Below are 23,617 nucleotides of genomic sequence, written 5' to 3'. Positions count from 1 at the left end.
TTTGTAAAATTCTTATTAACTAATTCTTATTAACTACCCAATTTTGTTTGGCTTAAATAAAAATTCCCCTACTGTATATGTCATTTAAAAACAGGGCGCTGCTATTGGTTGAAAACGACATAACTATTTACAGGCTTATTTTATTGGGCTTATTAATAGCCAGCCCTGCGTTACATTACCTTTGTTTCGATAATTCTTACGACCCGCTTTGGCTGCGTGCTATTAACTGCGCTTTTTGCCTGGTAACATTGGGGTTATCATATAGTAAAAATGAAGGCCTTTTTAAAGCTATGGTATATACTACCATATGCTCTTTCCTTTTTATAAATAATTTTGTGCTGCTTAGTGTAAACGGTTTTTCGCACGTTTATGTTTTTAGTTCTATCACTATATTTATTGCGTTATCGTTATTCTGTAAACAACGGCGCGAATTTGTAAGTATCAGCCTCGTTAATTTTGTAGCGGTTGTTGCCGCTTATTACACGGCGCCAGAAGTTGCCATATCGGTTAACATATTAATGATTTTGCTGTGTATATTTACCGTGATAGCCTACGTTTCGTTTTTAGTGATGCTGGCATATAAAATGCAGTTTACCAAAGCGGTAAATAATATTATACAACTTAACGAATCACTTTTAACCAATACCGAGAAGCTGCGCAACAGCCAGCAGCAAATGCACGCGCTGATAAGTTCGGTTAACGATACTATTTTCGAGTTTGATGAGAACCGTATTTGCATTAACGTTTGGTTTGGCCCCAACAGCCCCGATTATTTAACGGTTGATGCATTCTTGAATAAAACTATTATCGAAGCCATTGGCCCCGAGAGGGCTAAGCCTTTTGATGAAGTGTATGAAGATGTAATGCGCTTTCAAAAAACCACCACGGTAGAATTTCAATCGGTTTATGGCGAGCCGGGCTGGTTTGTAGCCAAAGCTTCGCCGGTGCTTGATGTTCATGGCAATTATACCAAACGTATCTCGGTTTCGGTAACGGATATTTCTGAGCAAAAGAAACATGCCGACGCCCTTATCGAAAATAAAAATCTTTTGCTACAGGCGCAGGATATTGCCAAAACCGGTAACTGGTGGTACGATGACGAAACCAAAGAAATCTACTGGTCTGAAAGCCTTTTTAAAATTTTAGAAGTTGAAGAAGCGCCTGAAGATTTAAGCCGTTTTGAATATTACATGGGCATGGTTCACCCCGATGATCGTGAGTTTGCTGTTAACTATTTCACCAACATCAATTCCGTTAGCGAAAATAGCTTGGAGCATAAATTCATCACACCACAGGGTAACCTTAAATATCTGAGGATATTACGCGGTGAGGTATCACAAAACGAAGACGGCAGTTTAAAACGGGTAGTAGGCATTATACAGGATATTACCGAATCTAAGCTGGCCGAAAAAGCTGTAAAGGTTAGCCAGGCCGAATTAATAGAGGCACAAACCATTGCCAAAATTGGTAACTGGAAATACGATAGCAACACACATATGCTATCGTGGAGCGACGAGGTAAATTCTATTTACGAGGTTGAAAACCAAGATGGTTCAGCATCGCGCTTTGGCCGGATGCTGCTAAACCAAATCCACCCCGATGATAAATATATTGTAAAACATCTGTTTAAAAGTGGCGATAGCAGCGGCTCGTCTTACGAATACCGCATCATTACCCCAAGTGGCACTATCAAGCACATTAGCGTTATTACCGGCAAATTAATGTACCGCGAGGATGGCAGCGTGCGCAAGATCATCGGCACCCTGCAGGATATTACCCAACGCAAACAGGCCGAAATTGATTACCGCCGTACCGAAAATAAATACCGATTGGTGCTGGAAACCATAAAACTGGCAGCTGTATCGTTAAATGCTGATGGTAAAGTCATTTTTTGTAACAAGTACCTGGCAAACCTGCTTGGGTACAGCCAGATGGAAATATTGGGTATGGACTGGATTGAACGCTTTGTACCAGACGAACATCAAGACATCCTGACAATATGGTTCAAAACAAACTCGATACGGGCACACTACGTTACCCCTGTTATTTGCCGCGACGGCGAATTGCGCACCATTAGCTGGCAAAACACGGTTAGTTATGATGAGAACGGCAACATTAAAGAAACCACCAGTATTGGCGAGGATATTACCGTACAGCAAAAAGTAAGGCAGGAACTGATCTCGGCTAAGGAACAGGCCGAGCGTTCGTCGCACTTTAAATCGGAGTTTTTGTCGATCATGAGCCACGAGATCCGCACGCCCATGAATGCGGTTATTGGCACAACAAACCTCCTGCTCGAAGAAAACCCCAAGCCCGAGCAATTAGAATACCTGAACACCCTAAAATTCAGCAGCGAGAGTTTGTTGGCTATCATCAACGATATTTTAGATTATAATAAGATAGAGGCTGGTAAACTTCAATTAAGCAATATACCGTTCAACATCCACCAACTGGCGCAAAACATCAGGCAATCATTCTATGCCAAAGCGGTTGAAAAGAACCTGGATATTGAACTGATCGCCGACGAAACTATCCCCGACTTTTTAATGGGCGACCAAATCCGCCTTGGTCAGATATTAATAAACCTCGTAAGCAATGCCGTTAAATTTACCCATGAGGGAAAAGTAAGCATCATCCTTGAAAATGAACAGCTGAACAGCGATGAGGTGAGCATCAAATTCACTATTAACGATACAGGCATCGGTATAGCAGCGGAGAATATGGCTATCGTGTTCGATCCGTTTATACAAGGCCCGCAAACCATTACCCATAATTATGGTGGAACCGGCCTTGGCTTAACCATTACCAAACGCCTTATAGAGCTTTACGAAAGCAGCATCCACGTATTTAGTGAACTGGGGAAAGGCACCCGCTTTACCTTCAGCATCCGCTTCAAAATTGCTGCGCCTGTTACCGAACCGGAGCACACCAATGCCATTGCAGATATTGTATTGCCGCCAAATCTTAATGGGATGAACATTTTGGTAGTTGATGATAACAAGATGAACCTGATGATCGCTTCCAAATTCCTAAAGAAATGGCAGGCTAAAGTAGATGAGGCCATGAACGGGCAAATTGCGGTTGATATGGTGAACGCCGGAAACTATGATATTGTTATTATGGACTTGCAGATGCCTGTAATGGATGGTTTTGAAGCTACCCGGGTCATCAAACTAAGCTACCCTAACCTGCCTGTAATTGCTTTTACAGCCGATGCCATGCCCGAAACCCATAGTAAAGCCTACGAAGCCGGTATGTGCGATTACCTGACCAAGCCCTTTGCACCCGACACCTTATTTGAGAAAGTATCCAAACATCGAAAGCTGGTTATACCTGCGGATGATCTGAGCGGAATTTAGAGGGATCGTATACTTTGTCACCTTTATAGCGAAGGCGATCTGATAAGGGAATCAAAAGGCGGCGATAAGATGCTTCACAATTGTTTAGCTTGACAAGGATTGATTAGATTTAGTCAGTCTGAGCTTGTCGAAGACTTATCAAATCGATAAATGTTTCGACAAACTCATCATGACACACATTTTACTGTAACCTTTTCTTAGCCAGTTCTGCCTTGTAAACTTCGTTGAGCTTGGGCGATGGGTTGATGATGAGGTAGATCCGCGAATTATGCTCGCGGGCCAGCGGGTTTAATACTTTTCCTGTTTCGCGGTAGCTTTCTACAAGCGGGCTAAGCCTGCGCTCTACGTTGTCATCATCATCCACATAAATAATATAGTGCGCGCTCAAACTATCTGCAGCCCAAAGCTGGAAACTGCTGTTTAGGCTGATCACTTCGGGCAGATTGTATTTGTGCCTATAATGATGCAGCGCACCTGCCTGGCCGTAATTATCTGCAAATATTTGGGTGTGCTTTTGTTGCTCTGGGGTAAGGCTATGGTAAGTATCAGCGGCTTTTTTAGCCATTTCGTCCCAGCCCAGCATGTCGGCATAATCTTGGGTTAGGGGATGCTGTTTTTGGTCTTCCCATCTCGTGAGGAAGGCAAAAAACGGTAAATGCTGTTGGGTACTTTTGATGAAGTTAACCGTGCGGCCAAGTGGTAGTATTGGTAATACCAGTGGCAGTAATAGCAGGTTAGGAACAACAAATAGTAAAACTGCTACCGTGCGCAACACATAGTAGGTACGGTTCAGCATCCGCTCTAAAGCGAACCCACCTGCTGCAAATAGCATAGGGTAGGCACCAAACAGATAATAACTTTTACCGTTCATCTCCAGCAAGAACAAAAATATCAATATGTATGCGATAGCGAGATACCTGAACCGGCGCAGTTTAAACGCGAATAGCAGAAAGCAAAACCCGGTGAACCAAACAAATAGTGCAACACCATTTACCAATACCTGCTGCATCACAAAATCTATAGGCTTTACATAATCAAGCTGGGTTTCGCGCAGTTCCCGCATGTGGTGGATAACCGGCAAATGGTGCGCAAACTGCCAGATTATATTAGGCAGAAATATCAAAACGGCTATCAGCGCTGAGTAAATAACATGTTTATTAGACAACAACTTTCGCTCACGGCTAATAAGTATCCCTACAATAAGCGAGGCGGTAAAAAATGCCATGGTATATTTGGTAAGCATCCCTATACCTACAGCTGCACCAATCCAGTAAAGGTAGTTTACATCTGCTGTATTTAAATACCTGGCAAATAGCCAAACCGTTAGCACCCACCAAAGTTGATCGAACACCACGGGTTGGAATAAATAGCCGCTCGCGGCAAAGGCAGGGGCGAAGATCAATGATAAACAAGCGATGGTGATGGCATACCTGCGGCCACCCAGTTCAGTGGTTATCTGGCCGGTAAGCCAAACAATAAAGCCGCTTGCTATGGTGCTGAAGATACGCGCCGCAAAAACAGAATCGCCAAAAACGGTAAGGGTTATTTTTGCCAGTAAGGCGATGAATGGTGGTACTTCTTTATAACCCCAATCCAGATGGTCGCCTAAAACCAAGTGCAAAAGTTCATCTCGGTGGAAGCCAAAATTGCTGATGGCAAACAGGTTAAGGATGATTTTTAAAGCAACAAAGATCAGTATAAAGGTTGAATACGATGACCTCCGGTTTTTATAAGGCATTATAGGGTTTTAGGATGGTTTGGCTAAAGGTAGGAATATTTTGGTTGAGGTAAAAGGTTAAAGGTGAAAGGTAAAAGATGTGGAAGTTAAAACCTTTCACCCTTTACCTTTCGCCTTTTGCCTCAATATTAAACGCGTTTTATATCAGCACCAAGCGCAATAAGGCGCTCATCTATATTTTGGTAGCCGCGTTCTATTTGCTCGATGTTGTAGATAGTAGATTGTCCCTGTGCCGATAATGCAGCAATTAGTAGCGATACTCCCGCGCGGATATCCGGCGAGGTCATGGAGATACCACGCAGCTGCACCATTTTATCAAGACCGATAACGGTAGCACGGTGCGGATCGCAAAGGATGATGTTTGCGCCCATATCCAGCAATTTGTCCACAAAGAATAAACGGCTTTCGAACATTTTCTGGTGAATCAACACCGATCCTTTTGCCTGTGTGGCTACTACCAACACGATGCTTAATAAGTCGGGGGTAAAGCCTGGCCATGGTGAATCTGCAACGGTTAGTAATGATCCATCGATGAAAGTATCAATCTCGTAATGGTCTTGTGATGGGATGTAAATATCATCACCACGGCGTTCCAGTTTAATACCTAAGCGTTTAAATACGTCAGGGATCATCCCTAATTCGTCGTAATGCACATCTTTAATGGTGATCTCGGAACCCGTCATGGCGGCAAGGCCAATGAACGAGCCTATCTCGATCATATCCGGTAGCATACGGTGCTTGGTACCACCAAGTTCGGTAACGCCTTCAATAGTCAGTAAGTTTGATGCGATGCCACTTATTTTGGCGCCCATGCGGTTAAGCATTTTACAAAGCTGCTGCAGGTAAGGTTCGCAGGCCGCGTTGTAAATGGTTGTTGTCCCTTTTGACAGTACCGCTGCCATTACAATGTTAGCCGTACCGGTTACCGATGCTTCATCAAGTAGGATGTAAGTACCCTGCAGGTTTGATGCATCAACGTTATAAAAACCGTTCTCGGGGTTAAAATCAAAGCGTGCGCCCAGTTTCTCGAAACCCAGGAAGTGGGTATCCAGCCTGCGGCGGCCAATTTTGTCGCCACCCGGTTTTGGGATAGATGCCTTACCGAAACGGGCCAATAACGGGCCCAATATCATAATAGAGCCGCGTAAACCGCCGCCCTTGGTTTTAAATGCTTCAGAATTAAAGAAATCCTGGTCAATCTCTTTGGCTTCGAATGTGCAGGTATCGCGCGATATGCGGTTAACCTCAACGCCCATGTCGCCCAGTAATTCTATCAGTTTGTTTACATCCTGTATATCCGGGATGTTACTGATGGTCATTTTTTCGGCGGTTAATAAAACCGCCGCTATAATTTGTAATGCTTCGTTTTTAGCGCCCTGGGGGATGATCTCGCCTTTAAGCTTTTTACCGCCCTGTATTTCGAATGCGTTTCTCATTTTTAGTTCATAGTTGATGGTTCATAGTTCATGGCCTAATTCATATGGTCAGATCATGCTTATGGCACAAAGATTATAAAATAATCGCAATTGTAGCCTGTAGCAAGTTCTTGCTATGAACTCTTAACCATCAACTATGAACTAATGATCAATTAGTATTTTTTTGCCCCTCCCGGGTTACGGTTGCGATTGTTTTGGTTGTTGTTATTGTTGCTGCGCGGGTTGTTATTATTGGTACGCCCGCCGCTGCTGCTACCACCACTGCCACCGCGGTTGTTTTGGTTATTGTTGGTACGCCCGCGGCTGTTGTTATTGTTCTGGTTGTTTTGGTATGGGTTAGCACGGAACTCGACACGGTTTAGGTTGATGTTCTCTTCCAGTTTTAATGTACCGCCGGATAATGCGTAAAGATCCGACAGAATGGTTTCATCAGCAACCGAATCTTTGTTCCACTGCACGTAAGCCATTTTCATGAAGTTGGCTATCGCCTGCACCATGTGGCGTTTACGCTCCGGCTCTTCAATCGCTTTGGCCTTCTCGATCATCATCTCGATGGTTTTACCATAGTGCTTGTACCTGATACGCTGATGCGGGTATTTAAGCGGCTCGGGTTTCATGTGTATGGCCTCCGGGCTTGGTTTTGGGTACGGCGAATCAACATCCAGCTGAAAATCTGAAATGATGTGCAGGTGATCCCAAAGTTTGTGTTTAAAATCGGCCACATCGCGCAGGTGGGGGTTTAAAAAGCCCATCAGGTCTATCACTACCTGCGCGTATTTGTTGCGCTCGTCTTTTGTTGGTAACGCCACGATGTATTTCACCATGTTTTGTACGTTACGGCCGTATTCGGTTAATAAAAGTTTATTCCTGGTTGAGTTATAATCAAACGGACCAGGCAAATTTGTTAATACCATGTATTTTTTTATTTAAATAAATTGTCTTGAAGATGTTTTTCGATGCATGGACGGCTTCTTAGAACAGAGGGCAGAAACCGGAGAACCGAAATGAATTAGTACGAAGTACTAACGCAAATATAGTATAAATGTGTTAATGTACAATTTTTGTTAAACCGACATTTAATTCGCTTAATTTAGCGATAAGCAATTCTACCATGTCAGTTACCATCACTTCCATCGATATATACCGTTTCAGCATCTCCATGGAGCCATTTACCATTGCAACCGGTACTATGGACCACGCGCAAAATGTGTTTATCCGCATCCATACTGATAAGGGTTTTTATGGCGTGGGCGAATGTTCAGCCTTCCCGATGATCGTCGGCGAAACGCAGGATACCTGTTTGGTGATGGCTAAATATTTTGCCGGGTTGTGGATAGGCAAGGATGCGCTTGATATCCCCGCCCGGATGCAGCAATTACATGATGCCGTTGCGGGTAACACTACTATTAAAAGCGCATTTGATATTGCACTTTATGATATTGCCGCTAAGAACGCGGGTTTGCCTTTATATCAGTTTTTGGGTGGAGAAAAACGTGTGGTAGAAAGTGACATTACTATAGGCATCAGTACGCCGGAAGTAATGGCAAAGAAAGCCATCGACTTTAAAGCATCCGGCGCAAATATACTGAAAGTAAAACTGGGCAAAGGTGCCGAAACCGATGTGGAACGCATTAAGCAAATTCGCGAGGCTGTTGGTCCGCAAATGAAGATAAGGGTTGACGCCAACCAGGGTTGGAGTTTTGATGATGCTGTTTTTGCTTTGCAGGCGATTGGCGCCTACGATATTGAGTTTTGCGAACAACCCATGCGCACCTGGTACAACGACCGCCTGCCCGAGCTGATGAAGCTATCGCCTGTAAAAATCATGGCTGATGAAAGTGTGTATAACCACCACGATGCGAGGATGCAGATAGAAAGCAATTCATGCGATTACATCAATATCAAAATGGCAAAATCGGGCGGGATATTGGAAGCTAAGAAAATTCACGACATCGCTGTTGAGCATGGCATCCCCTGTATGATGGGTGGTATGCTGGAAAGCCGCATAGCCCTGAGCGCCAAGCTGCATTTTGTTTACGCCAGCCCCAATATTCATTTTTATGATATGGATACCTGCATGCTGGGCCACCTTGTTGACCCATGCGTTGGCGGTGTTACTTACGATGGCTACAAACTAAACATCAGTAACGCTATTGGTATCGGAGCAGATGCTGATGAGGAGTTTTTGAGTGGGTGTGAGAAGATTACAATTTAATATTGTAGAGACGCGATACTTCGCGTCTGCCTCGTACAAAGCCACTTTATGCCCTAAATAAAAAGAGACGCGAAGTATCGCGTCTCTACAATGAAATGTTTTTGATCTTATTTACTCAACTCCGCAAAATATTTGTGGAACAATGGGATAGTTTCGATCCCTTTATAGTAATTGAAGATATCGTACTTCTCGTTTGGTGAGTGCAGTGCATCACTGTCAAGGCCAAAGCCCATCAACACCGTTTTTAGGCCTAATTCCGCCTCAAAAAGGGCCACAATTGGGATACTGCCGCCACCACGGGTGGGGATAGGCTGTTTGCCAAATGCCTCGGCAATGGCTTTTTGGGCCGCACGGTATGCAACGCTATCGGTAGGGGTAACTACCGGCTCACCGCCATGGTGCGGGGTAACTTTTACCTTAACATATTTCGGCGCTATCTTCAGGAAATGATCTGTAAACAATTGGGTGATCTTTTCTGAGGTTTGGTTAGGTACCAATCTCATCGAAATTTTGGCACTTGCTTTTGATGGTAATACGGTTTTGGCGCCTTCGCCAATGTAACCACCCCAAATACCGTTAACTTCTAAGGTTGGGCGGGTGCCGGTACGCTCAAATGTGGTATAACCTTTTTCGCCCCAGGTTTCGGCAATATCAAGGTCTTTTTTATATTCTTCCTCGTCGTATGGTGCTGCGTTTAGTTCTGCACGTTCGGCAGGGGTAAGTTCGGTAACATCGTCATAAAAACCGGGGATGGTGATATGGTTATCATCGTCATGCAACGACGCGATCATTTTAGCCAAAACAGTTGCCGGGTTTGCCACAGCGCCACCGTAAACGCCGGAGTGCAGGTCGCGGTTAGGGCCGGTCACTTCCACTTCCAGGTATGATAAACCACGCAAGCCTGTTTCTAAAGACGGATGCTCCATGCTGATCATAGAGGTATCAGAGATCAATACCACATCGGCTTTCAAACGTTCTTTATTGGCTTTAACAAAAATGCCCAGGTTGTTGGAGCCTACCTCTTCCTCGCCCTCAATCATAAATTTGATATTGCAGGGCAGGGTGTCAGTTTGCATCATCAGCTCAAATGCTTTTACGTGCATGTAAAACTGGCCTTTATCATCACAAGCGCCGCGGGCGTAGATCTTACCATCACGCACGGTTGGCTCAAAGGGTGGGGTATGCCATAATTCCAACGGATCCGGCGGTTGAACATCGTAATGGCCGTAAACCAAAACTGTTGGCAGGGAAGCGTCAATTATTTTGTCGCCATAAACAATAGGGTAGCCTGCAGTTTTGCAAACCTCTACATTATCGGCACCGGCGTCGGTAAGTTTTTTGGCTACGTAATCGGCAGCGTTTAAAACATCGGCCGCGTATTTTGGATCGGCGCTAACAGATGGGAAGCGCAGCAGTTCAAATAATTCGTCAAGCAGGCGTTGCTTGTTCTCTTCTATATATTGCTTTATTACTTGCATAGGAGTGTAATTTGAAGCAAAGATAGAAGATTATTGTGTTTTGTCAGTCTGAGTTTGTCGAAGACTTGCGCGCGCGACAAATGGTTCGACAAGCTCACCATGACAATTAAAATATTTATTCCGCCACTTTCTCAACCACCACAGCGGTACCATAAGCCAATACTTCGGTAATGCCTTGCATCACCTCGTTGGCATCATAACGCATACCTATGATGGCGTTTGCCCCTATAGCTTGGGCATGTTGTATCAACAGGTGGTAAGCTTCTTCGCGGGCGTTCTCGCAAAGTTCTACATAAACAGAAAGCCTGCCGCCAAACAGCGATTGGATGCCACCGGCAAAATTGCCTATAACGCTGCGGCTGCGCACGGTAATGCCGCGTACAACGCCTAAATGTTTAACAACTTTATAACCGTCTAACCCGGTGCTGGTGGTAATTAAGGAAATGTCCATAGTAGTTTAATTAGTGTTTGTTTTTAGTTAGATACTATTTCTTCAAAAATGTTACCAAAGCGGGGTTAACTATCTGGTCCTGCTCAATGTAAGGCAGGTGGCCGGCATCATCTATAGGCAAAAACTCTGCTTTAAGCACACTACGTACCGAATCGCTGTATTTAAACGGTACGGTGTTATCTTCCTTGCCCCATATTAGTAAAACCTGTTTATGTTTATCATTCAGGGCAGTATTGGCCTCGCGGGCATTGTAGTTGTAATTATAAACGGTAGAAACTAACGCCCTGCGGAAGCCTTTGTATTCCATTTGAGGCTGGTATTGGTCAACCCAACTTGGGTGGCGGGTTGGGTGTTTAAAATCAGTCATTTGCCCAAGCGCGCGTTGTTCGGCATGGGTAGCTTCGTAAAAATCAAGCACAAAGGATGGGTACTTTGGTTTTTCGGCAACATAGCCCGGGTCTATTAGTACCACTTTATTTACCGCATTGGGGTAAGCGGCTGTAAAATCTGTAGCTACCTCGCCGCCGAATGATACACCAACCAGGCTTACCGGTTTTTTAAGGTGGAGTTTGTCCAGCAGTTCGTTCAACTGCTCAAAATAAAGCTGTTTGTTGTAAGTAACGTTCGGCCGGTCGGAAAAGCCGCGGCCAAACTGGTCATATCGTAAAACGCGGAAACCGTGTTCGGTTAGGTATTCATAAGTGCCGTTCCAGATGTAATAGGGTACGCTAAAGCCGTGGATAAGCACCACCACTTTGCCGGTATCTGGGCCGTCAAGTTCGTAGTGGGTAACGCCGTTGGTAAGTTCGATGTAGCTGCCGTTGCTGTTTTTACGGAGGTCGTAGGTCAGTTCTTTTTTCTCGACGTTATAATGGTCGTAAATAATATAGCCTGCAGCGGCTACAAATACCAACAGGATCACGATGAACCAGAAAAGTTTCTTCAAAAATTCCATATCAATTAAGTTGACAGATTTAAGTGATTAAAAATACTTTAAATATTTAATTTAGTGCCATCTATTTATGTAGTTGTTATGCGAATTACTATTATTGGTTCGGGCAATGTTGCCACTCATTTGGCGGCGGCATTAAAAAATGCAGGCCATCGTATAGTGCAGGTGTATAGCCGTAACTTGCACAACGCCTCGCTGTTAGCTTACCATGTAGGGGCAGGGGCTACAGATAAACCAGAAGACATCAGCCCGGATACTGATATCTTTATACTGGCCATAAAAGACGATGCCATCGCATCATTTGTCTCGCTTTTATCCACCCATAATAAACTTATTGCGCATACTTCCGGGGCCGTAGGTCTGCAGGAAATCTTAAAAAGCACACCGAACGCGGGTGTGTTTTATCCGCTACAAACCTTCAGCAAAACCAAAGAGGTGAATTTTAGAGAAGTGCCGCTTTGCATCGAAGGTGCCGATGAAGCAATTACTAAAACGTTGGAAGCACTTGCCCGGGATATTAGTAATAGTGTTTACCTTGTAAATTCCGCGCAGCGCAAAATATTGCATTTAGCTGCGGTGTTTGCCTGTAATTTTACTAACCACCTTTATAATATAGGTGAGCAGCTTTTGGCCGGAAGCGACATGGGTTTCGACATGTTACGCCCGCTGATAGCTGAAACTGCTGATAAAATAAAAAAGCACTCACCTGACGGTGTACAAACAGGCCCGGCTGTGCGTAACGATGAACAAACCATGCGAAACCATTTACAGATGCTTAATGGGAAGCCCGACTTGCAGGAAATTTATACACGTTTAAGTCAGGATATTATCAAAAACCAAAACACCCGCAACGGGGATAAGTAATTTTGTTACTTTTGCCAAAATGAATATTTTTAAAGTAAAGATTAACTTTGAGGAGAAGGACCACGAAAGTGTGGAACTTGCGATTGCCGAAGGAGAGTCTGTTTTAGACGTTTGCCTGGAAAACGGCATCGACCTGCAGCATAATTGCGGTGGCGTATGCGGTTGCAGTACCTGCCATATATATGTTAACAAAGGGATGGATAACATCCAGGAAATATCTGATAAGGAAGAAGACTTTATCGATAGGGCTGTAAACCCGCGCATTACATCGCGCCTGGGTTGCCAGTGTGTTATCATTGATGGCGATATTGAAGTTACCCTGCCGGATCAATCGGGTTTTATGGGACACTAACTGTAAAATCAAGACATTTAGAACTAAGAATCAAGAGAAAACATGAACGACGATAAATTCGCCCTGCCAATACACTGGAACGACCATGAGGACATAGCTATGAGCCTGTACGAAAAATTTGGTGACGATTTTGGTGAATCGAAAATATACCGCATCCGCTTTACCGAGCTTTTGGATTGGGTGCTTAGCCTGCCAAACTTTAAAGGCACGCGCGAGGAATCGAGCGAAGGCCACCTGGAGCAAATTCAAAGCGCCTGGGTGTACGAGTGGAGAGATAACCAGTAGTTTTTTGCATGTGCACATGTGCAAATTTTAGATGTGCAGATGCTTTGCAATCGGTGATTTTTATATTAAATCAGTGTAATCCCAAACAATGGAATCTTTTTTAACTAAGCTTAAAGATATTACCACGTTTATTTTTGATGTGGATGGCGTGCTGACCGATGGGTCGATATTTGTGACCGAAACCGGTGTGCAAAGCCGTGCCTTTAATATTAAAGATGGTTACGCCTTGCAACTGGCTGTTAAATGCGGTTATAACGTTGTGGCAATATCTGGTAGCAGGTCTAAAAGTGCTTTGTTCCGTTTAAATAGCCTGGGTGTAAACGATGTTTATTTGGGTGCGCATACCAAATCTGAAAGGTTTAAGATCTACATTGAGGAGAAAAGCATTAACCCGGCCAACATCCTTTACATGGCCGATGATATCCCCGATCTGGCTGTAATGAAATTGGTTGGCCTCCCGGTTTGCCCGGCTGATGCCGCCGAAGAAATTAAGGCCATTAGCGCCTATGTATCACCTTATGCCGGCGGCAAAGGCTGTGCCCGCGACATTATTGAAAAGGTAATGAAGGTACAGGGCAAATGGATGAGCGCCGAAGCGTATAGCTGGTAGGATATTAGCATATAGTTCATGGTTGATGGTTCATGGTCATCGCCATTAGGAATTTAGTAGCTACCATGAACCATGATCTATTAACCATGAACAAATTTCCCTCAATCATTCTCGCATCTAAATCACCACGCAGGCAGGAACTTTTAAAGCTGATGGATATTGATTTCCGGGTAGTTTTAAAGGAGGTTGATGAATCGTACCCGGATGGTTTAACGCCTGCCGAGATCGCCGTTTACATCGCTGCCAAAAAAGCTGAAGCCTTTGATGAAGATATTAACGACGAGATCGTACTTACCGCGGATACCATTGTTGCAATCGATGGCCTGATATTGGGTAAACCCGAATCAACCGAGCATGCTATTGAAATGCTGCAGCGTTTATCGGGGAAGGTGCATGAAGTTTATACAGGCGTTTGCCTGCTTTACAAAGGCCAATACAATAAATTTTACGACAGGAGTGAAGTGTTTTTCCGCAAGCTTACGGATGAAGAGATCCGCAGTTATGTTGTAGAATATCAACCCATGGATAAAGCCGGCTCATACGGCATCCAGCAACGCATCGGCCTTATCGGCATCGAGCGGATCAATGGTTCTTATACCAATGTTGTGGGACTGCCTACCGAAAAGGTGTATCAGCAGTTGAAGAAAATGAGATAATTTTCACCCAACCGTGCGTCATTGCTGTAAGGGTTACGTAATTCGGTAACAGAATCAGGTATTTTATTTGTTGTTTAGGGAGACCATATCTATAGGTTTTTTCCCATTAATACCTTGATGTGGTCTTTCCCAGTTATAGTAAACGAGGTATTTTAACAATTCATCTTCTAATTCTTCCAGGCTATCAAAATCTGTTTCTTCGATAAGATCTTCTTTTAAAGTTCTCCAGAATCGTTCAACCTTACCGTTAGTTTGTGGTCTGTAGGGTTTCATGTAACGGCGTTTAATGCCAGTCTCCATTAGCATTCTTTCAAACGGGTGCTTTTTTTTGTTTTGACTGGAAAATGGCCCAAACTCAGGACCGTTGTCTGCGATCATTTCCTCGAACTGTATACCGAACTCCCGCTTGATTGCCTGCATGCAATGCATAGCAGTAAACATGGTGGTTAGCGCGGTAATGTCTTCCATCACCTGTGCCCATGCTACGCGTGAGTAATCATCCAGCACACACAGGAGATAAAGCCTCCTGTTTTGCCCCCTGATCACACTTTTGCTTAAATGATGACAGTCAATATGCCCTAATTGGCCCATACGTTCCTTAATGATCTTTACCTTTACTTCCCGGTCTGCCGGCTTTAAACGGTTCCGGTTATGCCGCTTCAGGACATTGTATACACCTGAAGGTGATGGTGTAAAGTTATTTGATTTCTGTTTAAGTTGATTCGTGATCTCAAACTTATTGCAACCACGGTCCCGCAGGTCTAATATCTGCTGCTCATCCTGTTCGGACGGCCTGCGCTTACCATACTTAGGTCCGCGCTTACCAGGCAACAGATCATCTTCGTTACCCGACTGCTTGAAAAGATTGTAATACTTAAGAAAGCCCTTGCATCTGTATCGTGAGCCAAATAGAAATCTTTGGCAAACCTGAAATGGGGATGCTCCCGGCGTTTTACCTGTTCGTACTCACCAATCAGAAAACGGTATTTACTTAAATAATTCCGTTTTAAAGTAAGGTCATTATTAATGTTCCGCATAACGTTGTAGCTTTAATTCTTTAAAGCTAATTCTGTTACCGAATTAGTTGACCTTTACAGCAATGACGTGAAGAATATTAAACGCGAAGTATCGCGTCTCTACAACTTCTTACTATTATTCTTCCTGTTTACATCCGGTAACGCATTATCCGGGTCTATGGTAACGCTTTCTACATCCTGCGTGGTTGGTAAAATGTAGGTGGTTACCTTATTTTGCAGCCAGGTTTCTACCGGGAAATAGGTGCGTTGCTTTGTGCCATCTTTAAGTTTGGCTTCAACAGTGAACGGCATGGCCATCATTTCTTTATTGGCAATGGTTAGTTTAACGCCTTTAGTGTGGTCTTTATCTACGTATTTGGCATCTATCAGGGCGATATCCAATTTGTAGTTATTGTAGAACCAACCTTTCCAGAACCAGCTCAGATCTTCGCCGGCGCCGTTTTCCATCGAGCGGAAAAAATCATCGGGCTGCGGGTGTTTGTATGCCCATTTGTTGATGTAGTTTTTGAAAGCGTAATCGAAACGGTCTTTCCCTAAGATCTGCTCGCGCAGCAAAACCATCCCAAAGGCAGGTTTAAAGTAGGTTAGGGGATGGCGGTATTTTTCAGGTATCGCATCCGGCGCGGTCATAATACTTGGCGAATTTGGGTCGATGATATGCTCTATGATCTCATCGGCAGGGTTGCCGCCACCGGGGGCGTATTCGCCATCGCGTTTAGGTGCGTATTCGCCTTTGTTAAACGCATCTGAAGCGTAAATGTCGATGAACGTGTTAAACCCTTCGTCCATCCATGCAAATCGGCGCTCATCACTGCCCACGATCATCGGGAACCAGTTATGGCCTATCTCGTGCGCGGTAACCCAGTAAAGTTCTTTGCCCTTGTCGTTTATGCCATCGAATACAATGCCGGGGTACTCCATACCACCTGCGATACCGGCTTCGTTGATGGCTGTAGGCCATGGGTACACAAACCACTTTTCCGAAAAATATTCCATTGAACCTTTCAGGTATTCTGTCGCACGGCCCCAGGCATCATTGCCCTGGCTCTCCACCGGGTAAACCGACATCGCCATCGATTTTTTTCCGCCGGGCAGGTTCACCCTTGCGGCATCCCAAATAAACGCTTTAGATGCGCCAAAGGCCACATCGCGGGTGTTCAGCATTTTGTAGTGCCAGGTTAGTGTACCTTTGTTTACCGGGCGCGATGAAGGGTCTTTAATTTCTGCCGCGCTGCGGATCATGATGGTTTTATCGCTGTTGCGGGCAGCCTCTAACCTTGCAATTTGTTTAGCGGTCAAAACTTCTTTGGGGTTCAGCAAGTCGCCTGGGCCGGCCACCAATACATCCCATGGTACGGTTACGGTGTAGTCAATATCGCCATACTCGCAGTAAAATTCGCCGCTTCCTAAAAATGGCGCAGTTGCCCAGCCTCTGCTATCGTCATAAACGGACATCCTCGGGAAAAACTGGGCTATCTCGTAGATCTTGCCATTTTTGGTATCCACATAATCGGTACGGCCGCCAAAATTACCGGGAATGGTATAACGGTATTTGATGCTTAGTTTAATAAGCCCTTTCAACAAAGGCGTATTCAAACGCACCTGCATGCGGGTATCTGTAATTTTATAATTGACTTTAGTGCGAATGTTCCCTGAAACAACCTCTACAGATTCAATCTCGTAGCCGGAGGTATGCTGCGTAGCCTGCGCGCCGGTAACAAAGTTAGAGCGGGCATCTTTTTTATAAGTGTTTTGGTCCAGTTGTAGCCATAAATATTGCAGGGCATCAGGGCTATTATTGGTATAGCTGATATCGGAAGTACCGCTTATGCTTTTAGTAACAGTATCCAGCTTTACGGCCAATTTATAATCCACCCGGTTTTGCCAGTACTTTGGCCCCGGTTCGCCGTTTACGGAGTGGAACTCGTTCCCCTTTTCGGTATAAGGAATAGGAGCGAACAGCAGCGCAGGCTGGTAGCTGGTAATAATGGTATCGTTAGTTTTTTTTTGCGCCTGAGCAAAAGCGGCAGAAAGCAGGAGCAAGGACGCACCGATAAGTTTTTTCATGTATGATGACGATAAGGAGAGCAAGATAAAAAAACCTCACGTCATGCCGAATTTATTTCGACATGACGTGAGGTTTAACACAGCATTTGCGCTAGCACCCCCTCTTTTAATGAGTAGGTAGACATAGTAACATCTGCTATGCCCATTTTTTGCATCATATAAATAGTGATTAGGCTGGCCACCACAATCATATCTACCCGTACCGGGATAATACCCTTCATTTTGGCACGCTGGTTATGTGATGATCTGATAAGGCGCTCTATCAGGTCCAGCAGTTCATCGATATCAAACTCGTAAACTTTGGTTTGTTTGAGATTGAAGTTTTTGCCTTTCTCCAGTTCTATCACCTCGGCAAAACTCTCGAACGCACCCGATGAACCGATGAGGATAGTCGGTTTGTATTTAGCTGCCGCCAGGAAAAGCTCGGGTAGTTTGGTGTTTAAATATTGGGTAAGTTCTTTAATGGATTGGACAGGTATAGGGTCGGTTTGGTGGAACTTGTCCATCAGGCGGGCGGCGCCGATCTCAAAACTTTGTTTCCACAGCACTTCATCGGTATTGCCGATAATAAACTCCACACTGCCACCGCCAATATCCATAATAAGGGCGTTATCATCCGTAAGGCATCCGCTTGCGTTAATACCTTCGTAAATATAGGCCGCTTCCTGTTCGCCAGTTATCAGTTCAATATCTATGTGGGCCTGTGCCTTTATCTCGCGGATAAAAGCAGCACCATTTGCAGCGCTGCGAATGGCAGATGTGGCAATAGCCCTAATGTCGGTAACGCTGTTGGCATCAATGTAACTGCGGAAACGTTTCATAGCAGCAATGCCACGTTCAAAAGCCTCGGGCTGGATGATACCTTTGTTGATGCCGCCCTCGCCCAGTTTTACATCTTCGTTAAGATGCAGTATCTCGGTAAAGTTATCTGCAGGGCCTTCTGCTATCAGCAGGTGAAAGGTATTTGTACCGAGGTCCATTACGGCAATGCGCTTGTTATTCATCGACAGCTAAAGTAAAAAATCCCTGCAAAAGTTTTGGCTTAGGCAGGGATTTTTAAAATTTGTTAGTTTAGGAAACTACTCTTTATAAAAGAACCATTTAGACAATTCTTTAAAGCTTGCTTTTTTACCATACATCAGGATGCCTACACGGTAAATACGTGCTGCTACGTAGGTGGTGAATAGGAAGCCTACTACCATCATAAACATCGACAGGGCTAACTGCCAGTCGGGCACGCCGCCGAACGGGATCCTTACCATCATGGCAACCGGGGCTGTAAATGGTATGATGGATAACCAAACAGCCAACGGACTATCCGGTGCCTGGAATAATACTGATACAGACAAAATGTAAGTAAACAATAGTGGCAAAGTAATGGGGAACATAAACTGCTGCGTTTCGGTTTCGCTGTCAACCGCTGAGCCTACCGCCGCGAACAACGCGCTGTACAACAAGTAGCCGGTTATAAAGTAAAACAGGAAACAACCGAGCACGTAACCAACCGGGATGGTTTGCAGGGTTTGTAAAGCACCCATAATGCCACTTGAAGAGTTATTGCCCGCAACTTTTGTGGCGATGATAGATAACACTATCCAAGCAGTAAATTGGGTTAAACCCACCAGGCCAACGCCGATAATTTTGCCCAGCATCAGTTGAAAAGGTTTTACAGACGAAATGATCACCTCAATAATACGGCTTGTTTTTTCTTCGATAACACCGCGCATTACCTGTGCGCCATATATAAACAGCGACATATAAATGAGGATAGCACAGGCAATGCCCACGCCCATACTCGCACCAACATTAGCATCTTTTGTGCCAGCTTCTGTAACTTCCATTGCACTTACATTAACCCTGTTTTTTTTTGCCTGGTTAAGCAATGCGGTGTCAATGTGGTTAGCCAGCATAGTATTGGTGGATGCGATCTCGTTCATTTGGTTTTCTACCTCGCCGGTAAGCGTGAAAGATGGTTTCTTTTTAGAGAAGAACTGCACAGGCTTGTGTGCATAATTTTTAGAGATCAACAGCACCGAAAGATCTTCGTTGTCTTTTAAACCCTCTTTAGCTTTTTCTACCGTCTCATCAGTAGGGATAAACTGGATGTTTTTGGCGTTCTTTAACTTGCTTTCAAATAAATGGCTTTCATCAATGACTTTTACCACTTGCGGTTTAGTTATTTGGTTGTTGTCCTTCGCCACATAAGCGATCAACGCGGTCATGCCTGCCAGCAGCAAGGGCACGGCAAACATCATAATCAAAAAAGCCTTTTTGCGCACACGGGTAACGTATTCGCGCTGTATGATGAGTAATATTTTGTTCATGGCCTAGGCAATTAAGTTTACTTTTTCGATGAAGATCTCGTTCATGCTCGGGATAACTTCCTGCAGCATATTGATGCGTGTTTTGGGTAACAGGTACTGCAGCACATCATTAGCGGTATTGCTGTTGTTCAGTTTTAGCTTGATAGTATTGCTGTGATCCTCGCCCGCAAGTTCGCTGATAATATCAAACGGCTGCGAGCCATCAAAGGCAAGCGGCTCGCCGGTATATTCTACCAGGTAAGTTTCGTTTTTGTACGAGTTGCGGATATGCTTAACACGGCCATCCAATATCTTATGCGATTTATGGATGAGGGCGATAGAATCACAAAGTTCCTCAACAGACTCCATACGGTGGGTAGAGAAGAGGATGGTAGCACCTTTGCGGTTTAGTTCTAAGATCTCATCCTTTATCAATTCGGCATTTACCGGGTCGAAACCGCTAAAGGGCTCGTCCAATATGATAAGGTCGGGCTCATGTAAAACGGTGGCTACAAACTGTGCCTTTTGCTGCATCCCTTTAGATAGTTCTTCGATTTTTTTCTTCCACCAGCTTTCCATGCCCAGTTTCTCGAACCAAAATTTAAGTTTCTTGGTAGCATCATCGCGGGTTAGCCCTTTTAAGCGGGCCAGGTAGATCATTTGCTCGCCAATTTCCATCTTTTTGTACAGGCCGCGTTCTTCGGGCAGGTAGCCAATGCGCTCGATGTGCGACTGGTTTAACCTTTCGCCGTTAAAATATACCTCGCCACTATCAGGCGCTGTAATTTGATTAATGATACGGATGAGCGAGGTTTTGCCGGCGCCATTTGGCCCAAGCAGGCCAAATATTTTGCCGCTTTCAACCTCCAGGCTCACATCGTTTAACGCGCGGTGGCCGGCGTATTGTTTAACAATGTTGCGAATACTTAGCATAGCTGGGTTTAATTTTATGCTAAATTAGATATTGCAGGGCTATTATTGTTACAACCAAGGGCTATTTAAGCTGATTTAATTTAAACCGTAAAAACTCTACCGATTCTTTTTGCCTGGAAATGATCACGTACATTTCGCCATTGTAGAGCGTGCTGACCGGATAGCCATATTGGCCGCCCTTCGATAGTCCCTCTTGTTTCAGGTGGTAAAGCTCATTGGCTATAATGTAGTTTTTGTTGAATTGTTTCCCATCTGCGGATAGAGACGATACTAAGGGATTGCAATCGTAATGGTGCAGGGTATCGGGTATACCTACATAATAAAAACGTTTATCGGGCAGGCGCCCCAATTGAAACTTGCTATCGTTGTCAGAAAAGTCGGTTTCTACCGGCCGCGACCAGGTAACGCCATCGTTTGCGCTTTCTGTTAGCCACAGGCGGCCTTTCCAGCCTTTGCCTGTTACACGCAGCAGTATATGTAATACCTTATTATCCGTTTGGTAAAATGAACCTTCGCACAATGGCGGTAAACCTAATTTGGCCGCGGGTGTATATCGAGCGAATAAATCATTGACGCTATATCTTTAGATGCTGCAACCCCGCTTCTGTTTGGTAATTGTTTTTAATAGCCGGTTTTTGAGCAATGGCGAAATGAAAGAAAAATATAAGGGGTAATATACCAAGATGGCGAGAATTAGGCATGCGTTAAAGATACCGTTAGTGAACTTCTATAAACACAAAAAAGCCCATGATCAATTTGATCACGGGCTTCTAAAATCTTCGTCGTTTAGCTTTCTGCTTTCAACTCAAAACCTATTCAAAATATTCCTTCATCCGTTCGAAAAAGCTTTTTTCGTTTTTGCCGGGGTTGGGTTTAAAGTTTGGTGAGCCTTGTAGCTTTTCTAAAGCTTCGCGTTCTTCGCGGCTCAGGGCTTTTGGTGTCCAGATGTTGATGTGGATCAATTGATCGCCGCGGTGGTATGAGTTTACTTCCGGTACGCCTTTGCCTTTCAGGCGCAATATTTTACCACCTTGTGTGCCAGGCTCCAGTTTTATTTTGGCCTTACCATCAATGGTTGGCACTTCTATACTGGTACCTAAAGCGGCATCAACAAAGTTTACATGCAGGTCATATATCACATTGTTGCCATCGCGTTTTAAGGTTTCGTGAGGGATCTCTTCTATCAATATGATCAGGTCGCCGGGTACACCGCCGCGTGGGGCTGCGTTACCTTTGCCGCTCATGCTTAACTGCATGCCTTCGCTTACACCTGCAGGTACGTTTATGGTGATGGTTTCTTCGCCACGTATAACGCCGTCGCCATGGCAAACGGTACATTTTGACGTAATGGTAGAACCTTCGCCGTTACAAGTTGGGCAAGTGCTGGTTGTTTGCATCTGGCCCAAAATGGTATTGGTAACCCTGCGTACAGCACCCTGGCCGCCACAAGTTTTACACGTTTGGAACGATGATTTATCTTTAGCGCCTGTACCGTCACAGGTTTTACATAGGATCTGCTTGTTTACTTTTATTTTCTTTTCGGCACCGTTAGCGATCTCCTCAAGCGAAAGCCTTACTTTAATGCGCAGGTTACTGCCGCGGGCAACCCTGCGGCCACCACCCTGGCGGCCACCGCCGCCGCCACCAAAGAAACCGTCGAACGGGCTACCACCGCCAAATATATCACCAAACTGGCTAAATATGTCGTCCATATTCATGCTGCCGCCACCGTAACCACCACCATTTGGTGATGACGCGTTGGCAGCGTGGCCAAACTGGTTGTAGCGCTGGCGTTTTTCGGGGTTGCTTAAAACCTCGTAGGCTTCGGCAGCTTCCTTAAACATTTCTTCAGCCTCTTTATCGCCCTCGTTTTTATCTGGGTGATATTTAATAGCCATTTTACGATATGCCTTTTTTATCTCATCAGCCTCTGCGCCTTTGCTAATCCCCAGCACATCGTAATAATCTCTCTTAGCCATTGTTTTTAATTATTTATTTATTGTCCCGATAGCTATCGGGATAGTGAATTGATGATTTCCGCATCACTTATCACTAACGCTTTGTAATCTGTATTTAAATTAAGAAGGATCTGTTGCCGACTAACTTAATCAGTCATTCACTTAATCACTAATTATCCTTACGCTCCAACAATTACTTTGGCGAAACGGATAACTTTCTCGTTAAGCTCGTAACCTTTTTCCATTTCATCAACCACTTTGCCTTTCATATCGTCAGTCGGGGCAGGGATGTTGGTAATGGCCTCGTGCAAATCAGGATCAAACGTGGTGCCTATGGATTGCATTTCTTTTAAACCCTTTTGGGTTAGGATGTTTTTTAGTTTGTGCTGTATCAAAGCAACGCCTTCTTTAACAGGCACAACATCGGTAACCGTATCCATAGCACGTAAAGCGCGTTCAAAATCGTCCAAAACGGGCAACAGGGCAATAATAATGTCTTTACCTTCTGTTTTGCGTGCATCTTCGCGCTCCTTGATAGTACGGCGACGGAAGTTATCAAACTCGGCATAAAGCCTTAAATATTTATCATTTGCCTGGGTTAACTCTTCTTTATGTTTTTCCTCGGCAGAAAGGCCATTTTCGGCCTCTGTGGTTTCAGTAGTTTGTTCCTGTCCGTCAGCTTGTCCGTTTTCATTGGTCACTTCGGCGGTATTTTCAGGAGTTTCTGAATTTCCTTTATTTTTTTTCTTTAGCATGTCGTTAAAATTCATAGCAAGTAGTGCTAATCAAGTATCCTGCCATCGGGTTAAACCCGACAAGCTGGCAGTAGTGGTTTGAAAATGTTGTAAATACTGGCAGAAAGTAATGTGGCAGTTAAAAGTGGCAGTGGCAGTATGTTTAAAACTGCTGCTGCTACCTGCAAC

The 23,617-nt window shown here is 44.5% G+C and carries 21 protein-coding genes; 7 read left to right on the top strand and 14 right to left on the bottom strand.

Annotation, left to right across the window (positions count from 1 at the left end):
* Positions 1–77: 77 nt before the first annotated feature.
* Positions 78–3,359: a PAS domain S-box protein gene (locus tag RHM67_RS15605; RefSeq protein ID WP_322227785.1), complete on the top strand. Its 3,282-nt coding sequence runs from the start codon at positions 78–80 to the stop codon at positions 3,357–3,359.
* Positions 3,360–3,540: 181 nt separating this feature from the next.
* On the opposite strand, the gene RHM67_RS15600 is transcribed toward RHM67_RS15605, so the two are convergent.
* The 3 genes from RHM67_RS15600 to RHM67_RS15590 form a co-directional block, all read right to left on the bottom strand.
* Positions 3,541–5,097 carry a glycosyltransferase family 39 protein gene (locus RHM67_RS15600; RefSeq protein ID WP_322227783.1) on the bottom strand — a complete coding sequence of 519 codons (1,557 nt, stop codon included), beginning with the start codon at positions 5,095–5,097 and terminating at the stop codon, positions 3,541–3,543.
* Between the two features lie 128 nt (positions 5,098–5,225).
* Entirely contained in the window at positions 5,226–6,533 is a 1,308-nt protein-coding gene (murA, locus tag RHM67_RS15595) for a UDP-N-acetylglucosamine 1-carboxyvinyltransferase (RefSeq protein WP_322227782.1), read from the bottom strand.
* A gap of 152 nt (positions 6,534–6,685) precedes the next feature.
* Positions 6,686–7,447 carry a DUF4290 domain-containing protein gene (locus RHM67_RS15590; RefSeq protein ID WP_322227781.1) on the bottom strand — a complete coding sequence of 254 codons (762 nt, stop codon included), beginning with the start codon at positions 7,445–7,447 and terminating at the stop codon, positions 6,686–6,688.
* A 197-nt stretch (positions 7,448–7,644) separates the two neighbouring features.
* Here RHM67_RS15590 and RHM67_RS15585 point away from each other — a divergent pair, with 197 nt between their 5' ends.
* A complete protein-coding gene (locus RHM67_RS15585) occupies positions 7,645–8,748 on the top strand; it encodes a dipeptide epimerase (protein WP_322227780.1) in 1,104 nt (367 codons plus the stop codon).
* A gap of 107 nt (positions 8,749–8,855) precedes the next feature.
* Here RHM67_RS15585 and RHM67_RS15580 read toward each other — a convergent pair whose 3' ends face one another.
* The 3 genes from RHM67_RS15580 to RHM67_RS15570 form a co-directional block, all read right to left on the bottom strand.
* Positions 8,856–10,226, bottom strand: a complete 1,371-nt coding sequence (locus RHM67_RS15580; RefSeq protein WP_322227779.1) for a dipeptidase — start codon at positions 10,224–10,226, stop codon at positions 8,856–8,858.
* A gap of 115 nt (positions 10,227–10,341) precedes the next feature.
* The gene (locus RHM67_RS15575) at positions 10,342–10,677 is read right to left on the bottom strand and encodes a YbjQ family protein (RefSeq protein WP_322227778.1); all 336 of its coding nucleotides are present in this window, start codon (positions 10,675–10,677) and stop codon (positions 10,342–10,344) included.
* A gap of 34 nt (positions 10,678–10,711) precedes the next feature.
* On the bottom strand, positions 10,712–11,632 hold the full coding sequence (locus tag RHM67_RS15570; RefSeq protein WP_322227777.1) for an alpha/beta hydrolase: 921 nt from the start codon (positions 11,630–11,632) through the stop codon (positions 10,712–10,714).
* 78 nt (positions 11,633–11,710) lie between these two features.
* Here RHM67_RS15570 and RHM67_RS15565 point away from each other — a divergent pair, with 78 nt between their 5' ends.
* From RHM67_RS15565 to RHM67_RS15545, 5 genes are all read left to right on the top strand, one after another.
* On the top strand, positions 11,711–12,493 hold the full coding sequence (locus RHM67_RS15565) for a Rossmann-like and DUF2520 domain-containing protein (protein WP_322227776.1): 783 nt from the start codon (positions 11,711–11,713) through the stop codon (positions 12,491–12,493).
* 19 nt (positions 12,494–12,512) lie between these two features.
* The gene (locus tag RHM67_RS15560) at positions 12,513–12,845 is read left to right on the top strand and encodes a 2Fe-2S iron-sulfur cluster-binding protein (protein ID WP_134337556.1); all 333 of its coding nucleotides are present in this window, start codon (positions 12,513–12,515) and stop codon (positions 12,843–12,845) included.
* 42 nt (positions 12,846–12,887) lie between these two features.
* Positions 12,888–13,130, top strand: coding sequence for a Fe-S cluster assembly protein IscX (gene iscX / locus RHM67_RS15555; protein ID WP_252756468.1), 243 nt, complete (start codon positions 12,888–12,890; stop codon positions 13,128–13,130).
* Between the two features lie 88 nt (positions 13,131–13,218).
* Positions 13,219–13,740: a KdsC family phosphatase gene (locus RHM67_RS15550; RefSeq protein ID WP_252756469.1), complete on the top strand. Its 522-nt coding sequence runs from the start codon at positions 13,219–13,221 to the stop codon at positions 13,738–13,740.
* Positions 13,741–13,826: 86 nt separating this feature from the next.
* Positions 13,827–14,396, top strand: a complete 570-nt coding sequence (locus RHM67_RS15545) for a Maf family protein (RefSeq protein ID WP_322227774.1) — start codon at positions 13,827–13,829, stop codon at positions 14,394–14,396.
* Positions 14,397–14,459: 63 nt separating this feature from the next.
* Here RHM67_RS15545 and RHM67_RS15540 read toward each other — a convergent pair whose 3' ends face one another.
* The 8 genes from RHM67_RS15540 to RHM67_RS15505 form a co-directional block, all read right to left on the bottom strand.
* Positions 14,460–15,227, bottom strand: a complete 768-nt coding sequence (locus RHM67_RS15540; RefSeq protein WP_322227773.1) for an integrase core domain-containing protein — start codon at positions 15,225–15,227, stop codon at positions 14,460–14,462.
* 305 nt (positions 15,228–15,532) lie between these two features.
* Positions 15,533–17,500 (bottom strand): M1 family metallopeptidase, encoded by a 1,968-nt coding sequence (locus RHM67_RS15535; RefSeq protein WP_322227772.1) that lies wholly within the window; start codon positions 17,498–17,500, stop codon positions 15,533–15,535.
* 74 nt (positions 17,501–17,574) lie between these two features.
* Complete coding sequence (locus tag RHM67_RS15530; RefSeq protein WP_322227771.1) at positions 17,575–18,504, bottom strand: exopolyphosphatase; 930 nt, start codon at positions 18,502–18,504, stop codon at positions 17,575–17,577.
* 75 nt (positions 18,505–18,579) lie between these two features.
* A complete protein-coding gene (locus tag RHM67_RS15525; protein ID WP_322227770.1) occupies positions 18,580–19,824 on the bottom strand; it encodes an ABC transporter permease in 1,245 nt (414 codons plus the stop codon).
* Positions 19,825–19,827: 3 nt separating this feature from the next.
* Complete coding sequence (locus RHM67_RS15520; RefSeq protein ID WP_322227769.1) at positions 19,828–20,736, bottom strand: ATP-binding cassette domain-containing protein; 909 nt, start codon at positions 20,734–20,736, stop codon at positions 19,828–19,830.
* A 61-nt stretch (positions 20,737–20,797) separates the two neighbouring features.
* Positions 20,798–21,256 carry an exo-alpha-sialidase gene (locus RHM67_RS15515; RefSeq protein ID WP_322227768.1) on the bottom strand — a complete coding sequence of 153 codons (459 nt, stop codon included), beginning with the start codon at positions 21,254–21,256 and terminating at the stop codon, positions 20,798–20,800.
* 292 nt (positions 21,257–21,548) lie between these two features.
* Positions 21,549–22,715 carry a molecular chaperone DnaJ gene (gene dnaJ, locus RHM67_RS15510; protein WP_322227766.1) on the bottom strand — a complete coding sequence of 389 codons (1,167 nt, stop codon included), beginning with the start codon at positions 22,713–22,715 and terminating at the stop codon, positions 21,549–21,551.
* A gap of 158 nt (positions 22,716–22,873) precedes the next feature.
* Positions 22,874–23,464: a nucleotide exchange factor GrpE gene (locus RHM67_RS15505; protein ID WP_322227765.1), complete on the bottom strand. Its 591-nt coding sequence runs from the start codon at positions 23,462–23,464 to the stop codon at positions 22,874–22,876.
* Positions 23,465–23,617 lie beyond the last annotated feature (153 nt).

The sequence above is a fragment of the Mucilaginibacter sp. 5C4 genome, from assembly GCF_034345625.1.
GTDB lineage: Bacteria > Bacteroidota > Bacteroidia > Sphingobacteriales > Sphingobacteriaceae > Mucilaginibacter > Mucilaginibacter aurantiaciroseus.
Note: the sequence above shows the minus strand (reverse complement) of the source record. Positions and strands in the feature narration are given on the sequence as shown.

Coding starts and splice junctions, on each gene's coding strand:
- RHM67_RS15530 (WP_322227771.1), bottom strand. CDS start 18,504: ATGAATAACAAGCGCATTGCCGTAATGGACCTCGGTACAAATACCTTT.
- RHM67_RS15560 (WP_134337556.1), top strand. CDS start 12,513: ATGAATATTTTTAAAGTAAAGATTAACTTTGAGGAGAAGGACCACGAA.
- RHM67_RS15590 (WP_322227781.1), bottom strand. CDS start 7,447: ATGGTATTAACAAATTTGCCTGGTCCGTTTGATTATAACTCAACCAGG.
- RHM67_RS15575 (WP_322227778.1), bottom strand. CDS start 10,677: ATGGACATTTCCTTAATTACCACCAGCACCGGGTTAGACGGTTATAAA.
- RHM67_RS15585 (WP_322227780.1), top strand. CDS start 7,645: ATGTCAGTTACCATCACTTCCATCGATATATACCGTTTCAGCATCTCC.
- murA (WP_322227782.1), bottom strand. CDS start 6,533: ATGAGAAACGCATTCGAAATACAGGGCGGTAAAAAGCTTAAAGGCGAG.
- RHM67_RS15520 (WP_322227769.1), bottom strand. CDS start 20,736: ATGCTAAGTATTCGCAACATTGTTAAACAATACGCCGGCCACCGCGCG.
- RHM67_RS15565 (WP_322227776.1), top strand. CDS start 11,711: ATGCGAATTACTATTATTGGTTCGGGCAATGTTGCCACTCATTTGGCG.
- RHM67_RS15600 (WP_322227783.1), bottom strand. CDS start 5,097: ATGCCTTATAAAAACCGGAGGTCATCGTATTCAACCTTTATACTGATC.
- RHM67_RS15605 (WP_322227785.1), top strand. CDS start 78: ATGTCATTTAAAAACAGGGCGCTGCTATTGGTTGAAAACGACATAACT.
- RHM67_RS15580 (WP_322227779.1), bottom strand. CDS start 10,226: ATGCAAGTAATAAAGCAATATATAGAAGAGAACAAGCAACGCCTGCTT.
- RHM67_RS15525 (WP_322227770.1), bottom strand. CDS start 19,824: ATGAACAAAATATTACTCATCATACAGCGCGAATACGTTACCCGTGTG.
- iscX (WP_252756468.1), top strand. CDS start 12,888: ATGAACGACGATAAATTCGCCCTGCCAATACACTGGAACGACCATGAG.
- RHM67_RS15550 (WP_252756469.1), top strand. CDS start 13,219: ATGGAATCTTTTTTAACTAAGCTTAAAGATATTACCACGTTTATTTTT.
- RHM67_RS15505 (WP_322227765.1), bottom strand. CDS start 23,464: ATGAATTTTAACGACATGCTAAAGAAAAAAAATAAAGGAAATTCAGAA.
- RHM67_RS15545 (WP_322227774.1), top strand. CDS start 13,827: ATGAACAAATTTCCCTCAATCATTCTCGCATCTAAATCACCACGCAGG.
- dnaJ (WP_322227766.1), bottom strand. CDS start 22,715: ATGGCTAAGAGAGATTATTACGATGTGCTGGGGATTAGCAAAGGCGCA.
- RHM67_RS15570 (WP_322227777.1), bottom strand. CDS start 11,632: ATGGAATTTTTGAAGAAACTTTTCTGGTTCATCGTGATCCTGTTGGTA.
- RHM67_RS15535 (WP_322227772.1), bottom strand. CDS start 17,500: ATGAAAAAACTTATCGGTGCGTCCTTGCTCCTGCTTTCTGCCGCTTTT.